Origin of the sequence: Paracoccus nototheniae (genome assembly GCF_004335005.1) — a bacterium.
Taxonomy (GTDB): Bacteria; Pseudomonadota; Alphaproteobacteria; order Rhodobacterales; family Rhodobacteraceae; genus Paracoccus; species Paracoccus nototheniae.
In genome coordinates this window covers 1-19,562 of sequence record NZ_RQRT01000029.1, presented here as the reverse complement: position 1 = coordinate 19,562, position 19,562 = coordinate 1, and the positions used below count along the sequence as shown (strand labels likewise).

General features: G+C 66.8%; 18 protein-coding genes and 1 riboswitch. Of the genes, 13 read left to right on the top strand and 5 right to left on the bottom strand.

What is annotated here, in order from left to right:
- Positions 1-68 precede the first annotated feature (68 nt).
- The 3 genes from EG885_RS11895 to EG885_RS11885 all read right to left on the bottom strand — a co-directional run bounded on the left by EG885_RS11895 (position 69) and on the right by EG885_RS11885 (position 1,687).
- Complete coding sequence (locus tag EG885_RS11895) at positions 69-962, bottom strand: flagellin N-terminal helical domain-containing protein (protein WP_131574754.1); 894 nt, start codon at positions 960-962, stop codon at positions 69-71.
- A 165-nt stretch (positions 963-1,127) separates the two neighbouring features.
- Positions 1,128-1,445, bottom strand: coding sequence for a hypothetical protein (locus tag EG885_RS11890; RefSeq protein ID WP_131574752.1), 318 nt, complete (start codon positions 1,443-1,445; stop codon positions 1,128-1,130).
- Positions 1,442-1,687, bottom strand: a complete 246-nt coding sequence (locus EG885_RS11885; protein WP_131574750.1) for a rod-binding protein — start codon at positions 1,685-1,687, stop codon at positions 1,442-1,444. Before EG885_RS11885 ends, EG885_RS11890 begins: the two co-directional genes overlap by 4 nt.
- A 102-nt stretch (positions 1,688-1,789) precedes the next feature.
- On the opposite strand from EG885_RS11885, the gene EG885_RS11880 reads away from it, so the two are divergent.
- Positions 1,790-3,280, top strand: coding sequence for a flagellar hook-length control protein FliK (locus EG885_RS11880; RefSeq protein WP_131574748.1), 1,491 nt, complete (start codon positions 1,790-1,792; stop codon positions 3,278-3,280).
- Positions 3,281-3,289: 9 nt separating this feature from the next.
- Positions 3,290-3,940 (top strand): flagellar hook capping FlgD N-terminal domain-containing protein, encoded by a 651-nt coding sequence (locus tag EG885_RS11875; RefSeq protein ID WP_131574746.1) that lies wholly within the window; start codon positions 3,290-3,292, stop codon positions 3,938-3,940.
- A 19-nt stretch (positions 3,941-3,959) separates the two neighbouring features.
- Here the strand turns inward: EG885_RS11875 and cbbR are convergent, their stop codons facing one another.
- A complete protein-coding gene (cbbR, locus tag EG885_RS11870) occupies positions 3,960-4,901 on the bottom strand; it encodes a LysR family regulator CbbR (RefSeq protein WP_131574744.1) in 942 nt (313 codons plus the stop codon).
- Between the two features lie 114 nt (positions 4,902-5,015).
- On the opposite strand from cbbR, the gene EG885_RS11865 reads away from it, so the two are divergent.
- From EG885_RS11865 to EG885_RS11830, 8 genes are all read left to right on the top strand, one after another.
- Positions 5,016-5,978 carry a fructose-1,6-bisphosphatase gene (locus EG885_RS11865; RefSeq protein ID WP_131574741.1) on the top strand — a complete coding sequence of 321 codons (963 nt, stop codon included), beginning with the start codon at positions 5,016-5,018 and terminating at the stop codon, positions 5,976-5,978.
- 7 nt (positions 5,979-5,985) lie between these two features.
- Entirely contained in the window at positions 5,986-6,858 is an 873-nt protein-coding gene (locus EG885_RS11860; protein ID WP_131574739.1) for a phosphoribulokinase, read from the top strand.
- A gap of 22 nt (positions 6,859-6,880) precedes the next feature.
- Positions 6,881-8,341, top strand: a complete 1,461-nt coding sequence (locus EG885_RS11855; protein ID WP_207392263.1) for a form I ribulose bisphosphate carboxylase large subunit — start codon at positions 6,881-6,883, stop codon at positions 8,339-8,341.
- Positions 8,342-8,353: 12 nt separating this feature from the next.
- Positions 8,354-8,773, top strand: a complete 420-nt coding sequence (locus EG885_RS11850; RefSeq protein WP_131574737.1) for a ribulose bisphosphate carboxylase small subunit — start codon at positions 8,354-8,356, stop codon at positions 8,771-8,773.
- Positions 8,774-8,890: 117 nt separating this feature from the next.
- Entirely contained in the window at positions 8,891-9,838 is a 948-nt protein-coding gene (gene cbbX, locus EG885_RS11845; protein ID WP_131574735.1) for a CbbX protein, read from the top strand.
- Positions 9,839-9,863: 25 nt separating this feature from the next.
- On the top strand, positions 9,864-10,544 hold the full coding sequence (gene rpe / locus EG885_RS11840) for a ribulose-phosphate 3-epimerase (RefSeq protein ID WP_131574813.1): 681 nt from the start codon (positions 9,864-9,866) through the stop codon (positions 10,542-10,544).
- 137 nt (positions 10,545-10,681) lie between these two features.
- Positions 10,682-11,461, top strand: coding sequence for an SDR family oxidoreductase (locus EG885_RS11835; RefSeq protein WP_131574732.1), 780 nt, complete (start codon positions 10,682-10,684; stop codon positions 11,459-11,461).
- Between the two features lie 106 nt (positions 11,462-11,567).
- Entirely contained in the window at positions 11,568-12,659 is a 1,092-nt protein-coding gene (locus tag EG885_RS11830; protein ID WP_242679627.1) for an ABC transporter ATP-binding protein, read from the top strand.
- 179 nt (positions 12,660-12,838) lie between these two features.
- Here EG885_RS11830 and EG885_RS11825 read toward each other — a convergent pair whose 3' ends face one another.
- Positions 12,839-14,581 carry a glycosyl transferase family 90 gene (locus EG885_RS11825; RefSeq protein WP_131574728.1) on the bottom strand — a complete coding sequence of 581 codons (1,743 nt, stop codon included), beginning with the start codon at positions 14,579-14,581 and terminating at the stop codon, positions 12,839-12,841.
- A gap of 153 nt (positions 14,582-14,734) precedes the next feature.
- Positions 14,735-14,825: riboswitch (glycine riboswitch) on the top strand.
- A 159-nt stretch (positions 14,826-14,984) separates the two neighbouring features.
- Between EG885_RS11825 and gcvT the strand changes: the two genes are divergently transcribed.
- The 3 genes from gcvT to gcvP all read left to right on the top strand — a co-directional run bounded on the left by gcvT (position 14,985) and on the right by gcvP (position 19,431).
- Complete coding sequence (gcvT, locus tag EG885_RS11820; protein WP_131574726.1) at positions 14,985-16,106, top strand: glycine cleavage system aminomethyltransferase GcvT; 1,122 nt, start codon at positions 14,985-14,987, stop codon at positions 16,104-16,106.
- Between the two features lie 14 nt (positions 16,107-16,120).
- Positions 16,121-16,477 carry a glycine cleavage system protein GcvH gene (gene gcvH / locus EG885_RS11815; RefSeq protein WP_207392264.1) on the top strand — a complete coding sequence of 119 codons (357 nt, stop codon included), beginning with the start codon at positions 16,121-16,123 and terminating at the stop codon, positions 16,475-16,477.
- A 116-nt stretch (positions 16,478-16,593) separates the two neighbouring features.
- Positions 16,594-19,431, top strand: a complete 2,838-nt coding sequence (gcvP, locus tag EG885_RS11810; RefSeq protein WP_131574722.1) for an aminomethyl-transferring glycine dehydrogenase — start codon at positions 16,594-16,596, stop codon at positions 19,429-19,431.
- Positions 19,432-19,562 lie beyond the last annotated feature (131 nt).

The window sequence follows — 19,562 nt, the reverse complement described above, 5'->3', positions numbered from 1 at the left end:
CTTCCCGTTCTGGTGTCATGGCTGGGGTGGCGGGAGCCCGAAGGCGCCCGCCCTTTTCATCAGCGGTATCAGCGGAACAGGGCCATGATGGCCGAGGGTGCCTGGTTCGCGATCGACAGCGACTGGATGCCCAGCTGCTGCTGGGTCTGCAGCGCCTGCAGCCGGGCCGAGGCCTCTTCCATGTCGGCATCGACCAGCGCGCCGATGCCCAGCTTCAGCGAATCGGCCAGCTTGCCCACGAATTCGGACTGACCGGCCAGCTGCTTGCCATAGGAGCCCAGCTCGGCAGTGGCTTCCAGCACGGTGCTGATGGCCGTTTCGATATCGGACAGGAACAGACCGATATTGTCGGTGCCATCATCGCTTGGCTCCAGGCTGGTCGCCGCGTCGAAGATGGTCGTTTCGCCGAAGGTGGCGCCGGTTGAATCCAGATCGAGCGCGCCGATGAGCGTATCTAGGCCCGTGGTTTCGACGGTGATCGCGTTGATCGTGGTCGTCACCCCAGTGCCGCGGTCAAGCGAGGCCAGCACCTTAAGATCGGCTTCGCCCGATTTCAGCAGGTTCACGCCGTTCATCTGCGTGCCATTGATCACAGATGCGATCTCTTTGAACTTCAGTTCGATATCGGTGGTGATCTTGGCCTTTTCGCTAGCGGTTGCGGTGTTATAGGCACCCGCTGCCAGATCCTTGATCGCAGTCAGACTTGCGACGATCTTTTCGGCACCCTCGCGGGCGGTGGACACCACGGCATCGGCCACGTTCAGGTTCGACTGGATCGTCTTGAACGCCGAGCGGTCGGTTTCCATGACTTTGGAGATGGCCCAGACGGCTGCGTTGTCCTTGGCGTTGGCGACGCTTTTGCCCGTCGCGATATCCGCCTGCGCTTTGCCCAGTTGTGAGTTGACGGATTTCAGGGTCTGGAGGGCCACCATGGCGCTGGTATTGGTCAGAATGCTGGTCATATCGTTCTCCGTATGGTGCTTTGCACCGGGGATTGCTTCTGAGGCCTTCTGACCGTTCGGGCGGTTGCCCTGCGCCGTTCTGGGCGTCGTACCGTTCTATCTGCCGGTCCTTGACATCTAGTGAACTTTCGCCAGCCGCTCAAACGAACCTTCCGCAGCATTTTATTAAAACCGTTGCGGCATCTGCGCCTGCGTCGGCGTCACATTGCGGCGGCCGAGCGAATCATACGTCTGCAGACTGCGGGCCGCCTGCACGATCGATCGCACCTGTTCGGCAGCCTGCTGCGCCCCGGCCAGCGCGGCCAGTGCCAGAACGCGCAATTCGGCCAGTTCGGGTTCCAGCCGGGTGCGGGCAGCGTCGTCGATGCCGGTTCTGGCTGCGGTGCGCGACAGGGCGTCGATGGCGGTCAGCGCCTGACGGGCATCCCCCGCGATCAGCGCGGCCCGGACCAGTTCCATCTGGCGGGTGACGGCGCGGGTCATGCCCCCTCGCCCAACATCCGGGCAAAGCCCAGATCCAGCTGGCCCGCCAGCAGGGCTGCATGTTCGCGCGTCAGAAAGCTGGCAAACTGGTCTTCGCCCGCGCCGCCGGAAAACGCCCCCTCGGCAGGTGGAGGGCCGTAATATTTCAGCATCTCTTCCAAAAATGCCTGCTCCAGCTGGTCCGCAAGGCCGGTTGTCGTGTCGTTCTGCCGTCCGGCCGGCAGGATGGATCCGATCTGCATATCTGTCCCCGCTGTTCGATTTCGATCCTTCTGAAATATCGCGGAGCCGTAAATAATTAGTAAGGAATCTGCGCTATCGAGGAAAAAACCGCGAGGCTGACCATGGCTGACATCCAGATGATTCCGAACTGGCCCTCTCGACCGTCAGAGGCCGCGCAGGACGCGAGCCTGCCTCAGGACGGCGCGTCAGACTTTGCGCTGCCTGCACTGTCCTATGTGCAGCCCCAGCCCGCGCCGATCGCGGATTCCGCAGCGATGCCCGGCGACGCGCTGACCCGTTGGCTGGAAACCGTGCTGGGCCTGACCGCCGGGATCGGCGAAGCTGCGGATCCCTCCTTTGCGGCGATGGATGCGGGCCTGCCGCAGATCGACATCCCCCCGACGGCGCCGGAGAACGACCCGGCGACGATGGTGGAACTGCTCTTTCAGCCCCCGAATCCGTCGCCCGCCCCGCCCGAGGCTGACATTCCTGTCCTGGTCCAGGGAACACCGCCCCTGCCGATTGTTGCCGAACCGACGCAGGGACCAAACATCGTGACGACGGAGCTGCGCCTGCCCGCGCAGACGCAGATGCAGACGCCTGCAGCTTTGCCGGGTCCGGGCCGTGTTCAGGCCGCCGCCTCGCCTGCACCGGCGGCGCAGCCCGCCCCCGGGACGTCACAGGCGGCACCTGCAGTGACAGGCGCGGGGACAAACCTGTCCGCGTCGGCCATCGGCGCGACGACCGCGATGACGCGGGTTCAGACGCCGGACCGACCCGCCTTCCGTCCGCCCGCCTCCCGTCCGACAGACCCGGCACAGGGTGGCGGCCTGGGCCAGATCCCTCTGCTTCACGATGCGACGCCGCAGCGCGTGGGGGCTGAGGGCGGTCGGACAGTCTTACCTCACCCCGTCCTTGTGACGCAGGGGTCCAAGGTGACCGCGACAGTCCCCGCCGGGGCCGAGGGCAGTGGCGATGGCGATGTCAACGACGCGCTCGCGGTGATCGGATCGCGATCACATCCGGCACCTTTGCCCGAGGCCGAGCGGGCGGCGGCAGGGTTTGCGCCCGTCCTGCGCGACGCCGCAGGACCGCCGCCTGGCATGATGGCGGGCACGGTCGAGCCGGGGGGCAGCGCCGAGCCGATGAATCTGCCGGATGCCCCAAGGGCCGGCGCGCTGGTGGCGGGCGCATCCCCGCCAGCCCCTGACACCGGACAGGCACCCGATCCGCGCCCGGTGATCCGGCAAGTGACCGAGGCGCTTGTGACGATCCGCGGCGACCGCACCGAAATCGCACTGTCACCCGAGGAGCTGGGCCGTGTCCGGCTGATCATGACCGGCCCGGACCGCAGCCATATCACCATCTTTGCCGAACGCCCCGAGACGCTGGACCTTGTCCGTCGCAATGCCGATCTGCTGACCCAGCACCTGGCCGATGCCGGAGTCAGCACCGACAGCATGAGCTTTCGCCGCGACGACCGGGCGGGCTGGCCCGACGACGCGCCGCAGGGGATGGCCGATGACGATGACAGCCCTGCCCCGCCGGATGCCACGCTGGTCCGGCTGACCCCCGCGTCGCTCAGCGACCGGCGCCTTGATATCCGGATATAGGAGATTCCCATGATCGACGCCCTGACGCCCCCCGCCACACCTGCAACGCCCGCCCCCGCGACCGCCACCGGATTTTCCGCAGCGGGCACCGGCGGGGATTTCCAGACCTTCCTGACCATGCTGACCGCGCAGCTGAAGAATCAGGATCCGCTGAACCCGATGGAGGGCACCGATTTCGCCATCCAGCTGGCGACCTTTGCCGGGGTGGAACAGGCGGCGCTCAGCAACACGTTCCTGCAGCAGATGGCCGGTCAGTCCAGCATCGCCGGATGGATCGGGAAAGAGGCCCGGACCACCGCGCCGGTCTGGTTCGGCACAGATCCGATCACGCTGGATGTCGCGCCGGATGACCGGGCGGACAGCGTGCAACTGGTCGCCCGCAACGAACTGGGCGCAGTGGTCGCCCGGGAAGAGATCGGCCCCGGCGCTGGGCAGATCGACTGGCTGGGCCAAACGGCGCAGGGCACCAAGCTGCCCGATGGGCTGTACCGCTTTACCCTGGAAAGCCGCGTCGGAGACGAGCTGATCGCCGACACGGCGGTCAGCACCTATGCCCGCATCGTCGAGGCTCAGTTCGATGCCGGGGGCGGGCGGCTGGTCTTCGAGGGCGGCAGCTCTGTCGCCGCGGATGAGGTGACGGCGCTGCGCGATCCGGCCTGAAACCGGTGACGATCCGGCATCAGCGCGGATTGGGATCGGGTTCGATCCGGGGCAGGAAGCTGCCGCCCAGACCGGCGATGGCGGCGCGGATGCGTTCGGTCGCGGGGCTGGGGGCCCGGTCGGCGCGGTGCAGCAGATACCAGCTGCGCTGGATGGGCAGGCCGATGGCCGACAGCGCGGTCAGACGCCGGGCGCGCAATTCCTCGGTGCAGGTATGCTGAGAGATCAGGGCGATGCCCAGACCCGCGATGACGGCCTGCTTGATCGTCTCGTTCGTGCCCATCTCGACCGCGCGCCACGGGGCGCCTTCGCCGATGCGGTCCAGAAACCGGGTCATCAGGATGCGGGTGCCCGAACCGTCTTCGCGCGACAGAAAGGTCTGGGCCAGCAGATCGCCCGGCATCACCGGATCCTGCGCGGCCAGCGGATGGTCGGGGGCCGCGATGATGATATGGGGATGCGGCCCGATGGGATCGGCGATCACGGCGGGTTCGCGGGGCGGGCGGCCCATGATCGCCAGATCCAGCTCGTCCCCCGCCAGCGCGGCCAGAATGGCGTCGCGATTGCCGATGCGCAGCGTCACCTCGATCCGGGGCAGGGCGCGCAGCAGGGTCGCGACCAGAAAGGGCGCGAAATACTTGCCGGTCGACACCACCCCCAGGACCACAGTGCCGCTGTGCCCCTGACGCAGGGCCGCGACCTCGCGCCCTGCGCGGGCCAGCGCGGTGGCGGTCTGCGCCTCGGCCAGCAGCAGGGCGCGACCTTCGGCAGTGGGGCGAAAGACGCCATGTTCGGCCCGCTGCAACAGCGCCGTCCCAGCCAGATCGTCCAGCGATTTCAGTTGGCTGTGAATGGCGGGCGGGGTCAGGCCCATCTGGGCGGCCGCCAGGGTCAGGCTGCCGCTGTCGGCGACGGCGCGCAGGGCGCGCAGCTGGCGCAGGGTGATCGCATCCGTCCGCATCTTCACGTTTCCTGAATTCTTATTCCGTCTTATTAAATTTCCTTAAACCAACCCCGCTGTCAATCTGTCCTCATGCCGGTCGCCACACAGACCGACATCCGGGAGAGAATGTTCATGACCACAGCGCATCTGGAGACCCGGCTGATCGCCGACCGCTTCCGTCCGGTGCTGACCGGTCTGGCCAATGGCGCGGTGGCGCTGGCCGACCGGATCCGGCGCGGCGGCGTGGATGCAGGCCCCCCGCCCCCCGATCAGGCGGCGGACGGGTTGTTCGCCACCGCCCTGCAAGATGCGGATCTGCGCTGGATGACCAGCAGCCGCCAGCCGCAGATCCGGGCGATGCAGGCAGAGGGCACGCTGGCGCTGGCGCTTGATCCGCTGGACGGCGCGGCAGGTCTGGAAACGAACGCCCCGGTCGGGACGATCTTTGCGATCTTTCCCGCCGAAGACACCCCCGAGGCCAGCTTCCTGCGCCCGGCCCGTCAGATGCTGGCGGCGGGCTATGTGCTTTATGGTCCGCGCTGCTGCCTCGTGCTCAGCTTTGGCAAGGGCACGCAAATTTACGGTCTGGACCCCGAAAGCCAGCGCTTCATGCTGGTGCGGGATGGGGTAACGCTGCCCGCAGCCTCGCCGGAATTTGCCATCGACGCCTCGGATTACCGGCATTGGTCGCGCCCGGTCCGGGCCTATATCGACGACTGCCTGGCGGGAACCGAGGGGCCGCGCGCCCATGATTTCAACATGCGCTGGATCGGCGCGCTGGCCGCCGAGGCGCATCGCATCCTGACCCGCGGCGGCATCTTTCTGGACCCCGCCAACGGGCGGCCCGGTGCGGAGCGCGGGCGGCTGCGGATGCTGCATCAGGCGGCGCCCGTCGCCTTTCTGATCGAACAGGCGGGGGGGCGGGCCACCGATGGCGCGCTGCCGGTTCTGGATGCGCCCATCACCGCGCTGGACGCCCGCTCTCCGCTGATTTTCGGCAGTGCCGACAAGGTGGACCGGGTGGCCAGCTATCACGACCTGCCCGAGGCCGAGGTTTCGGCCCTGTTCGGCCATCGCGGCCTGTTCCGCGCCTGAGGATATCATGAGCAAGAAGCACCCCATTATTTCGGTCACGGGCAGTTCCGGCGCGGGCACCACGACGGTCAAATCGACTTTTGACCAGATCTTCCGGCGCGAGGGCATCAAGGCCGTCAGCATCGAGGGCGACGCCTTTCACCGCTATGACCGGGCCGCGATGAAATCCGAACTGACCAGCCGTCTGGCGGCGGGCGACGCCACCTTCAGCCATTTCAGCTATGACGCCAACGAACTGGAAAAGCTGGCCGAGATCTTTCGCATCTATGGAGAGACCGGCCGGGGCGAAACCCGCCACTATGTCCATGACGAGGCAGAGGCCGCGCGATGGGGCAATGCGCCCGGCACCTTCACCGATTGGGCGCCTTTCGAGGATGGCAGCGATCTGCTGTTCTACGAAGGTCTGCACGGCGCGGTCGTGAACGATACGGTCGATCTGGCCGCGCTGGCCGATCTGAAGATCGGCGTGGTGCCGGTGGTCAATCTGGAATGGACCCAGAAGATCCACCGCGACAAGGCGCAGCGCGGTTATACGACCGAGGCGGTCACCGACACGATCCTGCGCCGGATGCACGCCTATGTGCACTGCATCTGCCCGCAATTCACCCAGACCGACATCAATTTCCAGCGGGTGCCGGTGGTCGACACCTCGAACCCGTTCATCGCGCGCTGGATTCCCACGCCCGACGAAAGCCTTGTGGTGATCCGGTTCCGCAATCCCAAGGGCATCGACTTTCCCTATCTGACCCAGATGATCGATGGATCGTGGATGAGCCGCGCCAATTCCATCGTCATCCCCGGACCCAAGATGGATCTGGCGATGCAGCTGATCCTGACCCCGATGATCCTGCGCATGACGCATGACGCCAAGCGCGCCTGACCCTTTCGAAGGAGGACCGACCATGAACGAGATGCCAGCCAAGATGGACACCAAAAAGCGTTATGCCGCGGGCGTGCTGAAATATGCGCAGATGGGCTATTGGGAACCTGATTATGTCCCCAAGGACACCGACATCATCGCCCTGTTCCGCATCACCCCTCAGGATGGCGTGGACGCGGTCGAGGCGGCAGCGGCGGTGGCGGGCGAAAGCTCGACCGCGACCTGGACGGTGGTCTGGACCGACCGGCTGACGAATTGCGAGAAATACCGCGCCAAGGCCTATCGCGTGGATCCCGTTCCGAACAGCCCCGGCGAATATTTCGCCTATATCGCCTATGACCTTGACCTGTTCGAGGGCGGCAGCATCGCCAACCTGACCGCGTCGATCATCGGCAACGTCTTTGGCTTCAAGCCGCTGAAGGCCCTGCGGCTGGAGGACATGCGCCTGCCCGTGGCCTATGTGAAGACGTTTCAGGGCCCCGCCACCGGCATCGTCGTCGAACGCGAGCGCCTGAACTGCTATGGCCGCCCGCTGCTGGGCGCGACGGTCAAGCCCAAGCTGGGCCTGTCGGGGCGCAACTATGGCCGCGTGGTCTATGAGGCGCTGAAGGGGGGCCTCGATTTCACCAAGGATGACGAGAATATCAACAGCCAGCCCTTCATGCATTGGCGCGACCGGTTCCTGTACTGCATGGAGGCCGTGAACCGCGCCTCGGCTGCCACCGGAGAGGTCAAGGGCACCTATCTGAACATCACCGCAGGCACGATGGAGGAAATGTACGCCCGCGCCGAGTTCGCCAAATCGCTTGGCTCGATCATCGTGATGATCGATCTGGTGATCGGCTATACCGCGATCCAGTCGATGGCCAAATGGGCCCGCGACAATGACATGATCCTGCACCTGCACCGGGCCGGGCATTCGACCTATACCCGTCAGCGCAACCACGGCGTCAGCTTCCGCGTCATCGCGAAATGGATGCGTCTGGCCGGGGTCGATCACCTGCATGCGGGCACGGTCGTCGGCAAGCTGGAGGGCGATCCGGCCACGACCAAGGGATACTATGACATCTTCCGCGAAGAGCGGAATCCCATGGCGCTGGAGAACGGGATCTTCTTCGATCAGGAATGGGCCAGCCTGAACAAGATGATGCCGGTCGCGAGCGGAGGCATCCATGCGGGCCAGATGCACCAACTGCTGCATTATCTGGGCGAAGATGTGGTGCTGCAATTCGGCGGCGGCACCATCGGCCACCCCCACGGGATCGCCGCGGGCGCACAGGCCAACCGTGTGGCATTGGAGGCGATGGTCTTTGCGCGCAACTCGGGCCGCGACATCTGGAACGAGGGCGAGGATATCCTGCGCGCCGCCGCCCGCACCTGCACGCCGCTGAAGCAGGCGCTGGATGTGTGGAAGGACGTCAGCTTCAACTATGCCTCGACCGATGCGCCCGATTTCGCGCCCACCCCCCAAGTCTCGAACTGAAGGACAGATCCGATGAAAATGACGCAAGGACAGTTCAGCTTTCTGCCCGATCTGACCGATGACGACATCCGCGTGCAGGCCCAATACGCCATCGACCGGGGCTGGGCCGTGTCGGTCGAATATACCGACGACCCCCATCCCCGGAACACCTACTGGGAGATGTGGGGCCATCCGATGTTCGACAACCCCGATGCGGCGGCGGTCGTGTTCGAGGTCAACGAATGCCGCAAGGCCCATGGCGGCGTCTATATCCGGGTCATCGCCTTCGACGCATCGCCGGGATGGGAATCGATCCGCATGGCGATGATCGTGAACCGCCCCGCCATCGAGCCCGGCTTCCGTCTGGTCCGGCAAGAGGGCGAGGGCCGGTCGGTCCGCTACAGCATCGAAAGCTATGCGATGCGCGAACCCGAAGGCGCCCGCTATACCTGAGGCCTGCTCGGCCTGACACGAAAGCCTCGGGTTCTGCCCGTGCGGCGTCCCCTCCTGCGCCGCACGGGGTCCATGCCTGACACACCCCGCCCTTCTGCCGCACCCATGAGGTTTCCGATGACCGATGCATCCGCCGATCTGCCCAGCCCGGACGTTCCGACCCATGTCGATCTGGCGCAGGATTTCGCCGATAGCGGCGTGGCCGAGGTGCTGGGTGATCTGGACCGCGAACTGGTCGGTCTGGCCCCGGTCAAGGCCCGCATCCGCGAAACCGCCGCCCTGCTGCTGGTCGACCGCGCCCGCCGCAGGATGGGTCTGGCCACTGAAACCCCCACCCTGCACATGAGCTTTACCGGCAATCCCGGCACCGGCAAGACCACCGTCGCGCTGAAGATGGCGGCGCTGCTGCACCGCTTGGGCTATGTCCGCAAAGGCCATCTGGTCACCGTCACCCGCGACGATCTGGTCGGCCAATATATCGGCCACACCGCCCCCAAGACCAAAGAGGTGCTGAAAAAGGCCATGGGCGGCGTCTTGTTCATCGACGAGGCCTATTATCTTTATCGTGCCGAAAACGAACGCGATTACGGACAGGAGGCGATCGAGATCCTGCTGCAGGTCATGGAAAACAACCGCGACGATCTCGTGGTGATCCTGGCGGGCTATGCCGACCGGATGGACCGCTTCTTCGGCTCGAATCCCGGTTTCCGGTCGCGCATCGCCCATCACATCGAATTTCCCGATTACAGCGACCCCGAACTGATCCACATCGCCACCGGCATGTTGGCGCGCCAGAACTACACGCTGGATCAGGGGGCCAGCGACGCGCTGACCGATTATGTCGCCGCCCGGCGCGGCCAGCCGCATTTCGCCAATGCCCGCTCGATCCGCAATGCGCTGGACCGCGCCCGCCTGCGTCAGGCCAACCGCCTGTTCGCCGAGGCGAAAGGCCCGCTGGACGCCGCCGAACTCTCGACCCTGACGTCCGCCGACATCCGCGCCAGCCGGGTCTTTGACGGCGGGCTTGACGTGGACCGCGCCAGCAGGCAGGCCGCTGCCGAATAAGCCCCGCATGAACTGGGAGAAGACCATGGATTTCGACCGCAAGATCAGGATCGCCCCGTCGATCCTTTCCGCCGATTTCGCGAATTTCGGCGCCGAGATCCGCGCCATCGAGGATCAGGGGGCCGATTGGGTCCATGTCGATGTGATGGACGGGCATTTCGTTCCGAACCTGACCTTTGGCCCCCCGGCCGTCAAGGCGTTCCGCCCGCATGTGAAAACCTTCATGGACGTGCATCTGATGATCGCCCCGGTGGACGCCTATATCGACGCCTATGCCGAGGCCGGTGCCGACATGATCACCGCCCATGTCGAGGCAGGCCCCCATCCCCACCGCACCCTGCAGGCGATCCGCGCGACCGGCAAGAAGGCCGGCATCGCCCTGAACCCCGGCACCCCGGCCGAGGCGGTGGATTACCTGCTGGACCTCTGCGACATGGTGCTGGTTATGACCGTGAACCCCGGATTTGGCGGGCAGAAATTCTTCCACAGCCAGCTGGACAAGATCGCCCGCATCCGCGCCCTGATCGGCGACCGCCCGATCCATATCCAGGTCGATGGCGGCGTCGATCCCACCACCGCGCCGCTTGTCGCCAAAGCCGGGGCCGATGTGCTGGTCGCAGGCTCGGCGGTCTTCAAGGGCGGCTCGGTCGCCAGCCCTGACGTCTACGGCACCAACATGCAGGCCATCCGCGCAGCGATCGCCTGATCCTGCTTTGGTCTAGAAATATCCCGGGGGGTCGCGGGGGCCGGCCCCCCGCTCCAACGGCTGGCCCCCGCTCCCTCCATTTGACAATCCCGCCATCCCCGCGTCTTCTGCGCGCCTGAACACAGCAGGAGGTTAGGATGGATCTGGGCATCAAGGGCAAACGGGGACTGGTCTGCGCCGCCTCCAAGGGGTTGGGCCGGGGCTGCGCCGAGGCGCTGGCCGCCGCAGGCGTCAATCTGGTCATCAACAGCCGCACCGAGGCCGAGATCACCCGCACCGCCCATGAGATCGCCGAAACCTACGGGGTCGAGGTCATCCCCGTCGCCGCCGACATCACCACCGCCGAGGGTCGCGCCCGCGTGCTCGACGCCGTGGGCCATGCCGATATTCTCGTGACCAATGCGGGCGGCCCGCCGCCGGGCAACTGGCAGGACTGGAGCCGCGACGACTTTATCCGCGCCATCGATGCCAACATGCTGTCGGCGGTGGCGCTGATGCAGGCGCTGGTGCCGGGCATGATGGACCGGGGCTGGGGCCGGGTCGTCAACATCACCTCGGGCTCGGTCCGCGCGCCCATTGCCATTCTGGGGCTGTCCAACACCGCGCGCACCGGGCTGACCGGCTTTGTGGCGGGCATGTCGCGTCAGGTGGCGGGCAAGGGCGTCTGCGTGAACAACCTGCTGCCGGGCATCCACGCCACCGACCGCGCCGACAGCCTGGACGGCGGCGTGGCCAAGACCAAGGGCATCACCGTGGACGAGGCCCGCGCCCAACGTCAGGCCACGATCCCCACCGGCAGCTATGGCACGGCGGCCGATTTCGGCGCGACCTGCGCGTTTCTGTGCAGCCAGCAGGCGCGATTCATCGTGGGCCAGAACGTGCTTCTGGACGGCGGCGCGCTGAACGTCACGATCTGACGGCCGCGACCCGCCGCCGCGTGCTGCCCGCGACCCGCCCGGTTGCGGGTGGCCCCGCGCGCTGCTAGGTCCAAGCAAAACCCGACCGAAAGGCTTGGCCCGCATCGTGACGACATCCCCGACCGCAGCCTCCAGATTGCAGGTGGACCGGCTGACGCGCAGCTTCGACGGCGTGCCGGTGGTCGATGATGTCAGCTTCGACATCGCGGCGGGCGAGGTCGCCTGCCTGCTGGGCCCCTCGGGCTGCGGTAAGTCGACCACGTTGCGGATCATCGCCGGGGTGGACATGCAGGATCATGGGCGCATCTTCGTCGATGGCCAGCTGATCTGCGATACCAGCTTTCGCATCCCGCCCGAACGGCGGGCCATCGGCCTGATGTTTCAGGATTTCGCGCTGTTCCCGCATCTGTCGGTGCGCGACAATGTGGCCTTCGGCCTGCCCGGCGGCTTCAAGGCCAACCGGGACCGCGTCGGCGCGCTGCTCGAACGGGTGCACATGTCGCGCCATATCGACAGCTATCCGCACGAGCTGTCGGGGGGCGAACAGCAACGCGTGGCCCTGGCCCGCGCGCTGGCGCCCCGGCCCCGCGTCCTCTTGATGGACGAACCCTTCTCGGGCCTCGACGAGCGCCTGCGCGACGGCATCCGCGACGAGACGCTGGCCCTGCTGAAGGACGAGGGCACCGCCGTCCTTCTGGTCACGCACGAACCGCTCGAGGCGATGCGCATGGCCGATCAGATCCTGCTGATGCGCGCGGGCCGGATCGTCCAGCAGGGCGCGCCCTACAACCTTTACAACGCACCGGTGGACCGTCAGGCGGCAGGGTTTTTCAGCGACATCAATGTGCTGACCGGGCGCGTTCAGGGCGCCCTGACGGACACGCCCTTCGGGCAGTTCCTGACACCCGGCATCCCCGAGGGCGCCGAGGTCGATATCGTCATCCGTCCCCAGCATCTGAGGATCGACTTCGACCGCGCGGGCCAAGGCCCGGCCCCCACCGCCGAAAACGGCAGCGCCGCGCGCGCCCGCGTCATCCGCGCCCGCTATCTGGGCCGCGATTCGCTGGTCGAATTCGCCACGGATGCGGGCGCCATCACCCTGAACGCCACCGTGCCGGGCGTCTTTCTGCCGCCCCCCGGCACGCCCATGTGGCTGATGCTGCGGCGCGACCGCGTCTTTGTCTTTCCGCGCCCCTGACAACCCTGCCGCCGCAAGGGGGGGCCTTGCGCCCCCCGCCGCGCAAGCGCGCCTCCCCCCGCAGGATATTTCCGCCAAGATGAAAGGCCCTGCCGGCGTCATTTCATCTTGGCGGAAATATCCCCGGGGGAGTCGTGGCCTGCCACGACGGGGGCGGGCAGCCCCCCCCTTGCGGCGCATCACGCCTGTCCGGTCGCGTCCCGATAATCCGACAGCACTTGCGCCAGATGCAGGCGTCGCCCGGCGGGATCGGCCAGCCCCTCGCACAGCCGGCGCGCGCGTTCGGACATCTGCTGGCAGGCATCCGGATTGGCGCGGGCCCAGGTCAGACGATCAGTCAGGTCGGTGGCGCCGGGGGCCAGCGGGATGTAATGCGACCAGGGGCGAAAGATCGGGGTGATGAAGCTTTCCCACCCGTCCTCTTCCTTCAGCACCACGGCATGGCTGTGGGCCAATGTCAGGAAATCGGCATCGCCTTCGGAGCCGCCAAGGCAGATCGCATAGCGCGGCGCGATGGCGGGCGGCGGGGAAAGCGGCGCGGGGGCTGTCAGGCTGGCCCGGGCAAGGGACTTGGTCAGGCGCGGATCGGGGGTCAGGGCCAGATCCGTCACCGGCGCGGCCGTGCCGGATTGGGTCGCGCCGGAATGGGCGGCCAGAAATCGCCAACGGGGGGTCTGCGGCAGCGCCTCGGCGGCGCGTCGAAAAGCAGCGGATTCGGGTGGCCTGGACAGAAGGGCGGTGATCGCGGCCTCGGCTGTCAGGGGGCTGTTCGGGGCATGGCCGGACAGACCGCCCCGCCAGAGCGCCACATCCGCACGCAAAGCCCAGACCGGATCGGGACCACGGGGCGCGCCGGGAAAGCCCTCGTTTCCGATCCGGTGCAGCCATGGGGCGGGCCAGAGGAACAGATCCTGTGCGCCCTTGCGGCGCAGCCCGGCGATCAGCGGCCCGCCGGTCGGATGTTCGGGCCCGCTGCCGGACAGGCAGGCCGGGCGCATGTCCAGCCAATAGATGCCCTTGTCGGTCACCTCGGCGATGTCATTGGCCACGGCGGCCACGCGCAGCAGGCCGGGGCGTTGCGCGTCCAGATAGAACTTTCCGTCCGTCCCCCGCGTGACCGGCATGGCCGTGCCATCCGCGCCAAGCAATTCGCCCCGGGCCAGATCGAGGCACAGCGCATCCGTCGTCGGGGGCTGATCGGTGCGCGCTTGGGCGCTGATCCGGGCGGGGGCGGCGTGGCGGGCCAGCCGGTCGGCCAGCCGGGCGCGCCGCGCCGCGCCGATCCCGGCGCCGGGCAGCGGAACCTCCAGCATGCGCGCCACGCGGGGCAGGTTGCTTTGCCGGGCCAGCCTGACCGCCTTGCCGGGCATGGCGGGCACCTGGGCCAGATCATACCAGGGCGCAAGGGCGCGGCGGTAATCCTCGGGCGTGGCCTCGTCGATGTCGATCTCGATGAATTCGGGGCGCGTCCCAAAGTGGGCACGCACGCCGTCCAGATGGTCAGCCCAGTCCTCGGCCCAGATGTCGGCCAGATCGCCCAATGCGACGCCCAGAGACATCGCATAGCTGCGCGCATAGGCGCCGCCGCGATGCAGATAGCGGCTGACGACCCAATCCTCGACCTGCCGCGTGTTCAGCAGAAAGACAGCGCCGGGATAATGCTGGTCCAGCAGGGCGTATTCCTTGAACGCCTCGATCACCGGCATGTTCAGAAAACGGACCGATTCCATGTCGGTAAAGGCGGTGATCTGGTCGGACCAGCGCGCCAGCGGCTTGCCCCCGGTCAGCTTGGCATAGGCAATATCCTCGGCCAGCGCGCCTTCCAGCCAATGGGCGGCGGGGATGCCGTTCATGTCGAACAGTTGGGCGATAAAGGTCGTGCCGCATTTGTTGAAGCCGATCTGGAAGAACTTGGGCGGCATGTCGGGCCTTTCACGAGGTCGTGTCCGACGATGAAGCGCGGCCCCACGCCTGTCAACGGGCCGGGCTGCCGAAGGTCCGTGCAGGGGCCTTTCCCGTCCTGCCGTGCTGCGACAAAGGTCTTGCCTTGGGGCAAGCCTGCGGCTAGCACCAAGGGCAGGAATTCGGGAGACATCGGCCATCGCGCCGGGGCCGAAGGAGAAGCCGCCCCGGCAAGCTCTCAGGCAAAAGGACCGTTTTCCCCAAGAACTCTGGAGAGTGGCCGCAAGGCCCGCCGAAGGGATAACGATCTCAGGCGCCCACAGACCGGATGACGGCGGCGGGCAAGGACAGAGGGGGCATCGACGTGCGGGGCATTCCCCGTCCAACCGATGCCGGCTGTCCGGCTGAACCGCAGGAGGCCCCATGGCCGACGAGACCCGCCGAACCGGACTTTACGATCTTCACGTCGAACTGGGCGCCCGGATGGTGCCCTTTGCAGGCTGGCAGATGCCCGTGCAATTCCCGATGGGCGTCATGGCCGAACATCTGCACACGCGGTCCCAGGCCGGCCTGTTCGATGTCAGCCATATGGGGCAGGTGCTGGTCACCGCCGATGACGGGCAGGTCGCGACCGCCGCCGCCGCGCTGGAAACGCTGATCCCCACCGATGCGATGGGTCTGGCGCCGGGGCGACAGCGCTATGGGCTGTTGACCAACGAACAGGGCGGAATTCTGGACGATCTGATGTTTGCCAACCGGGGCGATCATTTCCTGCTGGTCGTGAATGCGGCCTGCGTGACGCAGGATATCGCGCATCTGCAGGGGCTGGCCGGGGTCCGGGTGACCCCGGTGACCGATCGCGGATTGCTGGCCCTGCAGGGGCCCCTGGCCGCCACGGTGCTGGCGCGGCTGGTGCCCGGCGTGGATGACATGCGCTTCATGGACAGCCGCATTCTGGACTGGGATGGCGCCGATCTGTGGGTGTCCCGGTCGGGCTATACAGGCGAGGACGGGTTCGAGATCTCGGTCCCCGAGGCACGGCTGGACGCCTTTGCCCGTGCGCTGCTGGGCCACCCTGAGGTGGCGCCCATCGGCCTTGGCGCGCGCGACAGCCTGCGGCTGGAGGCCGGGATGCCGCTTTATGGCCATGACATGGACGGGTCGGTGACCCCCGCGCAGGCGGCCCTGGGCTGGTCAATCCCCAAGGTTCGCCGCGCAGGCGGCGCGCGGGCAGGCGGGTTTCCCGGCGCCGATGTGATTCTTCCCGAGCTGGGCACCCCTGCAACCTTGCGCCGGGGCCTGCGCCCCGAGGGCCGCGCCCCGATCCGCGAGGGTGTGGCGATCTTTGCCGCAGCCGAGGGCGGCGAGGCCATCGGTCATGTCACCTCGGGCGGGTTCGGGCCGACGATCGGCGGGCCGGTCGCCATGGCGCGGCTGCCGGTCGATCTGGCCGAGGGCGATCAGGTCTGGGCCGAGCTGCGCGGCAAGCGCATCCCGGTGACCCTGTGCGCCCTGCCCTTCGTTTCCCCATCCTACAAACGCTGAGGAGCGTCTTCATGCTGAAATACACCGAAGATCACGAATGGCTGCGCGCCGAGGGCGACGAGATCGTCGTGGGCGTCACCAAGCATGCCAGCGAACAGCTGGGCGATGTCGTGTTCATCGAGTTGCCCGACGAGGGGCGCGAGGTCACGGCTGGCGAAGAGATCGTCGTGATCGAAAGCGTCAAGGCGGCCAGCGACATCACCGCACCGGTGGCGGGGGTGATCACGGCGGTGAACGCGGCGCTGGCCGACAACCCCGGCGATGTGAACGGCGATCCGATGACCGCGTGGTTTTTCCGCCTGAAGCCTGCCGATGCGGGCGCGATGGACGGGTTCATGGATGAGGCGGCCTATCGGGCGCTGGTGGACTGATGCGTTGCCGGGCCCTGCCCGGCGACAGGCCGGGGGCGCTTCGCCCCCCGGACCCCCCGAGGATATTTCTGGACCAAAGCAGGCCCGAGAGGGGTGCTGCCTGGATGGAGTGACGGATGAGCCGCTGGACCCCGACCGATTACAACCCCGATGATTTTGCCAACCGGCGCCATATCGGGCCGTCTCCGTCCGAGATGGACCAGATGCTGGCGGCGGTGGGCGCCGACAGCCTTGATCAGCTGATCGAACAGACCGTGCCTGCCGCGATCCGGCAGGCGGACCGGCTGGACTGGCCCGCCTTGTCCGAAGCCGGGCTGCTGGCGCGGATGAAAGAGGTCGCGGCCAAGAACCGGGTGATGACCAGCCTGATCGGGCAGGGTTACTACGGGACCGTCACCCCGCCCGCCATCCAACGCAACATTCTGGAGAATCCGGCCTGGTACACGGCCTATACCCCCTATCAGCCCGAGATCGCGCAGGGGCGGCTGGAGGCGCTGCTGAATTTCCAGACCATGGTGGCGGATCTGACCGGGCTGCCGGTGGCGAATGCGTCCCTGCTGGACGAGGCGACGGCGGCGGCCGAGGCGATGGCGATGGCGCGGCGGCAGTCGAAGTCCAAGGCGGATGCGTTCTTCGTGGCCCATGATCTGCATCCGCAGACGATTTCCGTGATCGAGACGCGGGCGGCGCCTTTGGGCATCCGCGTGATCACCGGATCCATCGACGATCTGGTGGCGACCCAGGTCTTTGGCGCGATCTTTCAATATCCCGGCACCTTTGGCCATATCCGCGACCTGACGCCCGAGATCGAGGCGCTGCATGCCGCCGGAGCGCTGGCGGTGGTGGCGACCGACCTGCTGGCCCTGTGCCTGCTGAAGGAGCCCGGCGCGATGGGGGCGGACATCGCCGTGGGCAGCGCGCAGCGGTTCGGGGTGCCGATGGGGTATGGTGGTCCTCATGCGGGGTTCATGTCCTGTCGCGACGGGCTGAAGCGGGCGATGCCGGGGCGCATCGTGGGCGTCAGCATCGACAGTTCCGGCAACCCGGCGCTGCGGCTGGCCTTGCAGACGCGCGAGCAGCATATCCGGCGCGAGAAGGCGACCAGCAATGTCTGCACCGCGCAGGCGCTGCTGGCGGTCATGGCGGGGTTCTATGCGGTCTTTCACGGCCCCGTGGGTCTGCGCGCCATCGCGCAGCGGGTGCATCTGCATGCGGTGACGATCGCGGATGCGCTGCGCGCGGCGGGGGCCGAGGTGGCGCCGCAGGCGTTCTTTGACACGATCACCGTCAAGGTGGGCGTGGGACAGCAGGGCATCATGGCCGCCGCCCGGCATCGCGGCATCAATCTGCGCAAGGTCGGCCGCGATCGCGTCGGCATCAGCGTGGACGAGACGACCGATGCCGGGGTGATCACCCGGCTGCTGGATGCGTTCGGGATCACCGATATGGCCGGGCAGGCCATGGCGCCGGCCATCCCCGAGGCTCTGCTGCGCGAGAGTGATTACCTGACCCATCCGGTCTTTCACATGAACCGCGCGGAATCCGAGATGATGCGGTACATGCGGCGGCTTTCGGACCGGGATCTGGCGCTGGACCGGGCGATGATCCCGCTTGGCAGCTGCACGATGAAGCTGAATGCCGCGGCCGAGATGATGCCGATCACCTGGCCCGAATTCGGGGCGCTGCATCCCTTTGCTCCCCATGATCAGGCGGCGGGCTATCACGAGGCGATTGCCGATCTGACCGACAAGCTGTGCGTGATCACCGGATACGAGGCGTTTTCCATGCAGCCGAACAGCGGCGCGCAGGGGGAATATGCGGGGCTGCTGACCATCGCCGCCTATCACCGCAGTCGCGGCGAGACCCGCGATATCTGTCTGATCCCCGTGTCGGCGCATGGCACCAACCCGGCCAGCGCGCAGATGTGCGGAATGCAGGTCTTGGTGGTGAAATCCGCGCCCAATGGCGATATCGATCTGGAGGATTTCGCCGACAAGGCGGCCAAGGCGGGTGATCGGCTGGCAGCGGTGATGATCACCTATCCCAGCACGCATGGGGTGTTCGAAGATACCGTGCGGCAGGTCTGCGACATCACCCATCAGCATGGCGGTCAGGTCTATATCGACGGGGCGAACATGAACGCGCTGGTCGGTCTGGTGAAACCCGGAGAGATCGGCGGCGATGTCAGCCACATGAACCTGCACAAGACCTTTGCCATCCCGCATGGCGGCGGCGGGCCCGGCATGGGGCCGATCGGGGTCAAGGCGCATCTGGCGCCCTTCCTGCCCGGCGATCCGCGCGATGCCGACAGCGGGGCGGTCAGTGCGGCGCCCTATGGTAGCGCCTCGATCCTGCTGATCAGCTGGGCCTATTGCCTGATGATGGGCGGTGAGGGGCTGACGCAGGCGACGCGGGTGGCGATCCTGAACGCGAATTACATCGCGGCGCGGCTGGCCGGGGCCTATCCGATCCTGTTCATGGGCAACCGGGGCCGGGTCGCGCATGAATGCATCATCGACACGCGGCCCTTTGCCGAACATGGCGTGACCGTCGATGACATCGCCAAGCGCCTGATCGACAACGGCTTTCACGCCCCCACGATGAGCTGGCCGGTCAGCGGCACGCTGATGGTCGAACCCACGGAATCCGAGACCAAGGCCGAGATCGACCGCTTTATCACCGCCCTGCTGGCGATCCGGGCCGAGATCACCGAGGTGGCCGAGGGCCGCATCAGTGCCGCCGACAGCCCGATGCGCCATGCGCCGCATACGGTCGAGGATCTGGTGCGGGACTGGGACCGCCCCTATAGCCGCGAACAGGGCTGCTTCCCTCCGGGGGCGTTCCGGGTGGACAAGTACTGGCCCCCCGTGGGCCGCGTCGACAATGCCCATGGCGACCGCAATCTGGTCTGCACCTGCCCGCCATTGGAGGCCTATGCCGAAGCCGCGGAATAGGCAGTTTGCTGTAATGGTCTGTTTAATCCCGGCCTTTGGGGAACCCACCCATGGGCCGGGGCATTTCACCTTTATGTCAGAACCGGGCACGCGGATGTGACCGCCTGCCCGGCGTTCAACCCAAGAGGTGC

Excerpts from the sequence above, each read along its gene's own strand:
- EG885_RS11875 (WP_131574746.1), top strand. The coding sequence starts at position 3,290 with ATGATCGACGCCCTGACGCCCCCCGCCACACCTGCAACGCCCGCCCCC.
- EG885_RS11880 (WP_131574748.1), top strand. The coding sequence starts at position 1,790 with ATGGCTGACATCCAGATGATTCCGAACTGGCCCTCTCGACCGTCAGAG.
- EG885_RS11850 (WP_131574737.1), top strand. The coding sequence starts at position 8,354 with ATGAAAATGACGCAAGGACAGTTCAGCTTTCTGCCCGATCTGACCGAT.
- gcvP (WP_131574722.1), top strand. The coding sequence starts at position 16,594 with ATGAGCCGCTGGACCCCGACCGATTACAACCCCGATGATTTTGCCAAC.
- EG885_RS11890 (WP_131574752.1), bottom strand. The coding sequence starts at position 1,445 with ATGACCCGCGCCGTCACCCGCCAGATGGAACTGGTCCGGGCCGCGCTG.
- cbbR (WP_131574744.1), bottom strand. The coding sequence starts at position 4,901 with ATGCGGACGGATGCGATCACCCTGCGCCAGCTGCGCGCCCTGCGCGCC.
- EG885_RS11855 (WP_207392263.1), top strand. The coding sequence starts at position 6,881 with ATGAACGAGATGCCAGCCAAGATGGACACCAAAAAGCGTTATGCCGCG.
- EG885_RS11885 (WP_131574750.1), bottom strand. The coding sequence starts at position 1,687 with ATGCAGATCGGATCCATCCTGCCGGCCGGACGGCAGAACGACACGACA.
- EG885_RS11865 (WP_131574741.1), top strand. The coding sequence starts at position 5,016 with ATGACCACAGCGCATCTGGAGACCCGGCTGATCGCCGACCGCTTCCGT.
- cbbX (WP_131574735.1), top strand. The coding sequence starts at position 8,891 with ATGACCGATGCATCCGCCGATCTGCCCAGCCCGGACGTTCCGACCCAT.
- gcvT (WP_131574726.1), top strand. The coding sequence starts at position 14,985 with ATGGCCGACGAGACCCGCCGAACCGGACTTTACGATCTTCACGTCGAA.
- EG885_RS11860 (WP_131574739.1), top strand. The coding sequence starts at position 5,986 with ATGAGCAAGAAGCACCCCATTATTTCGGTCACGGGCAGTTCCGGCGCG.
- EG885_RS11835 (WP_131574732.1), top strand. The coding sequence starts at position 10,682 with ATGGATCTGGGCATCAAGGGCAAACGGGGACTGGTCTGCGCCGCCTCC.
- rpe (WP_131574813.1), top strand. The coding sequence starts at position 9,864 with ATGGATTTCGACCGCAAGATCAGGATCGCCCCGTCGATCCTTTCCGCC.
- EG885_RS11825 (WP_131574728.1), bottom strand. The coding sequence starts at position 14,581 with ATGCCGCCCAAGTTCTTCCAGATCGGCTTCAACAAATGCGGCACGACC.
- EG885_RS11895 (WP_131574754.1), bottom strand. The coding sequence starts at position 962 with ATGACCAGCATTCTGACCAATACCAGCGCCATGGTGGCCCTCCAGACC.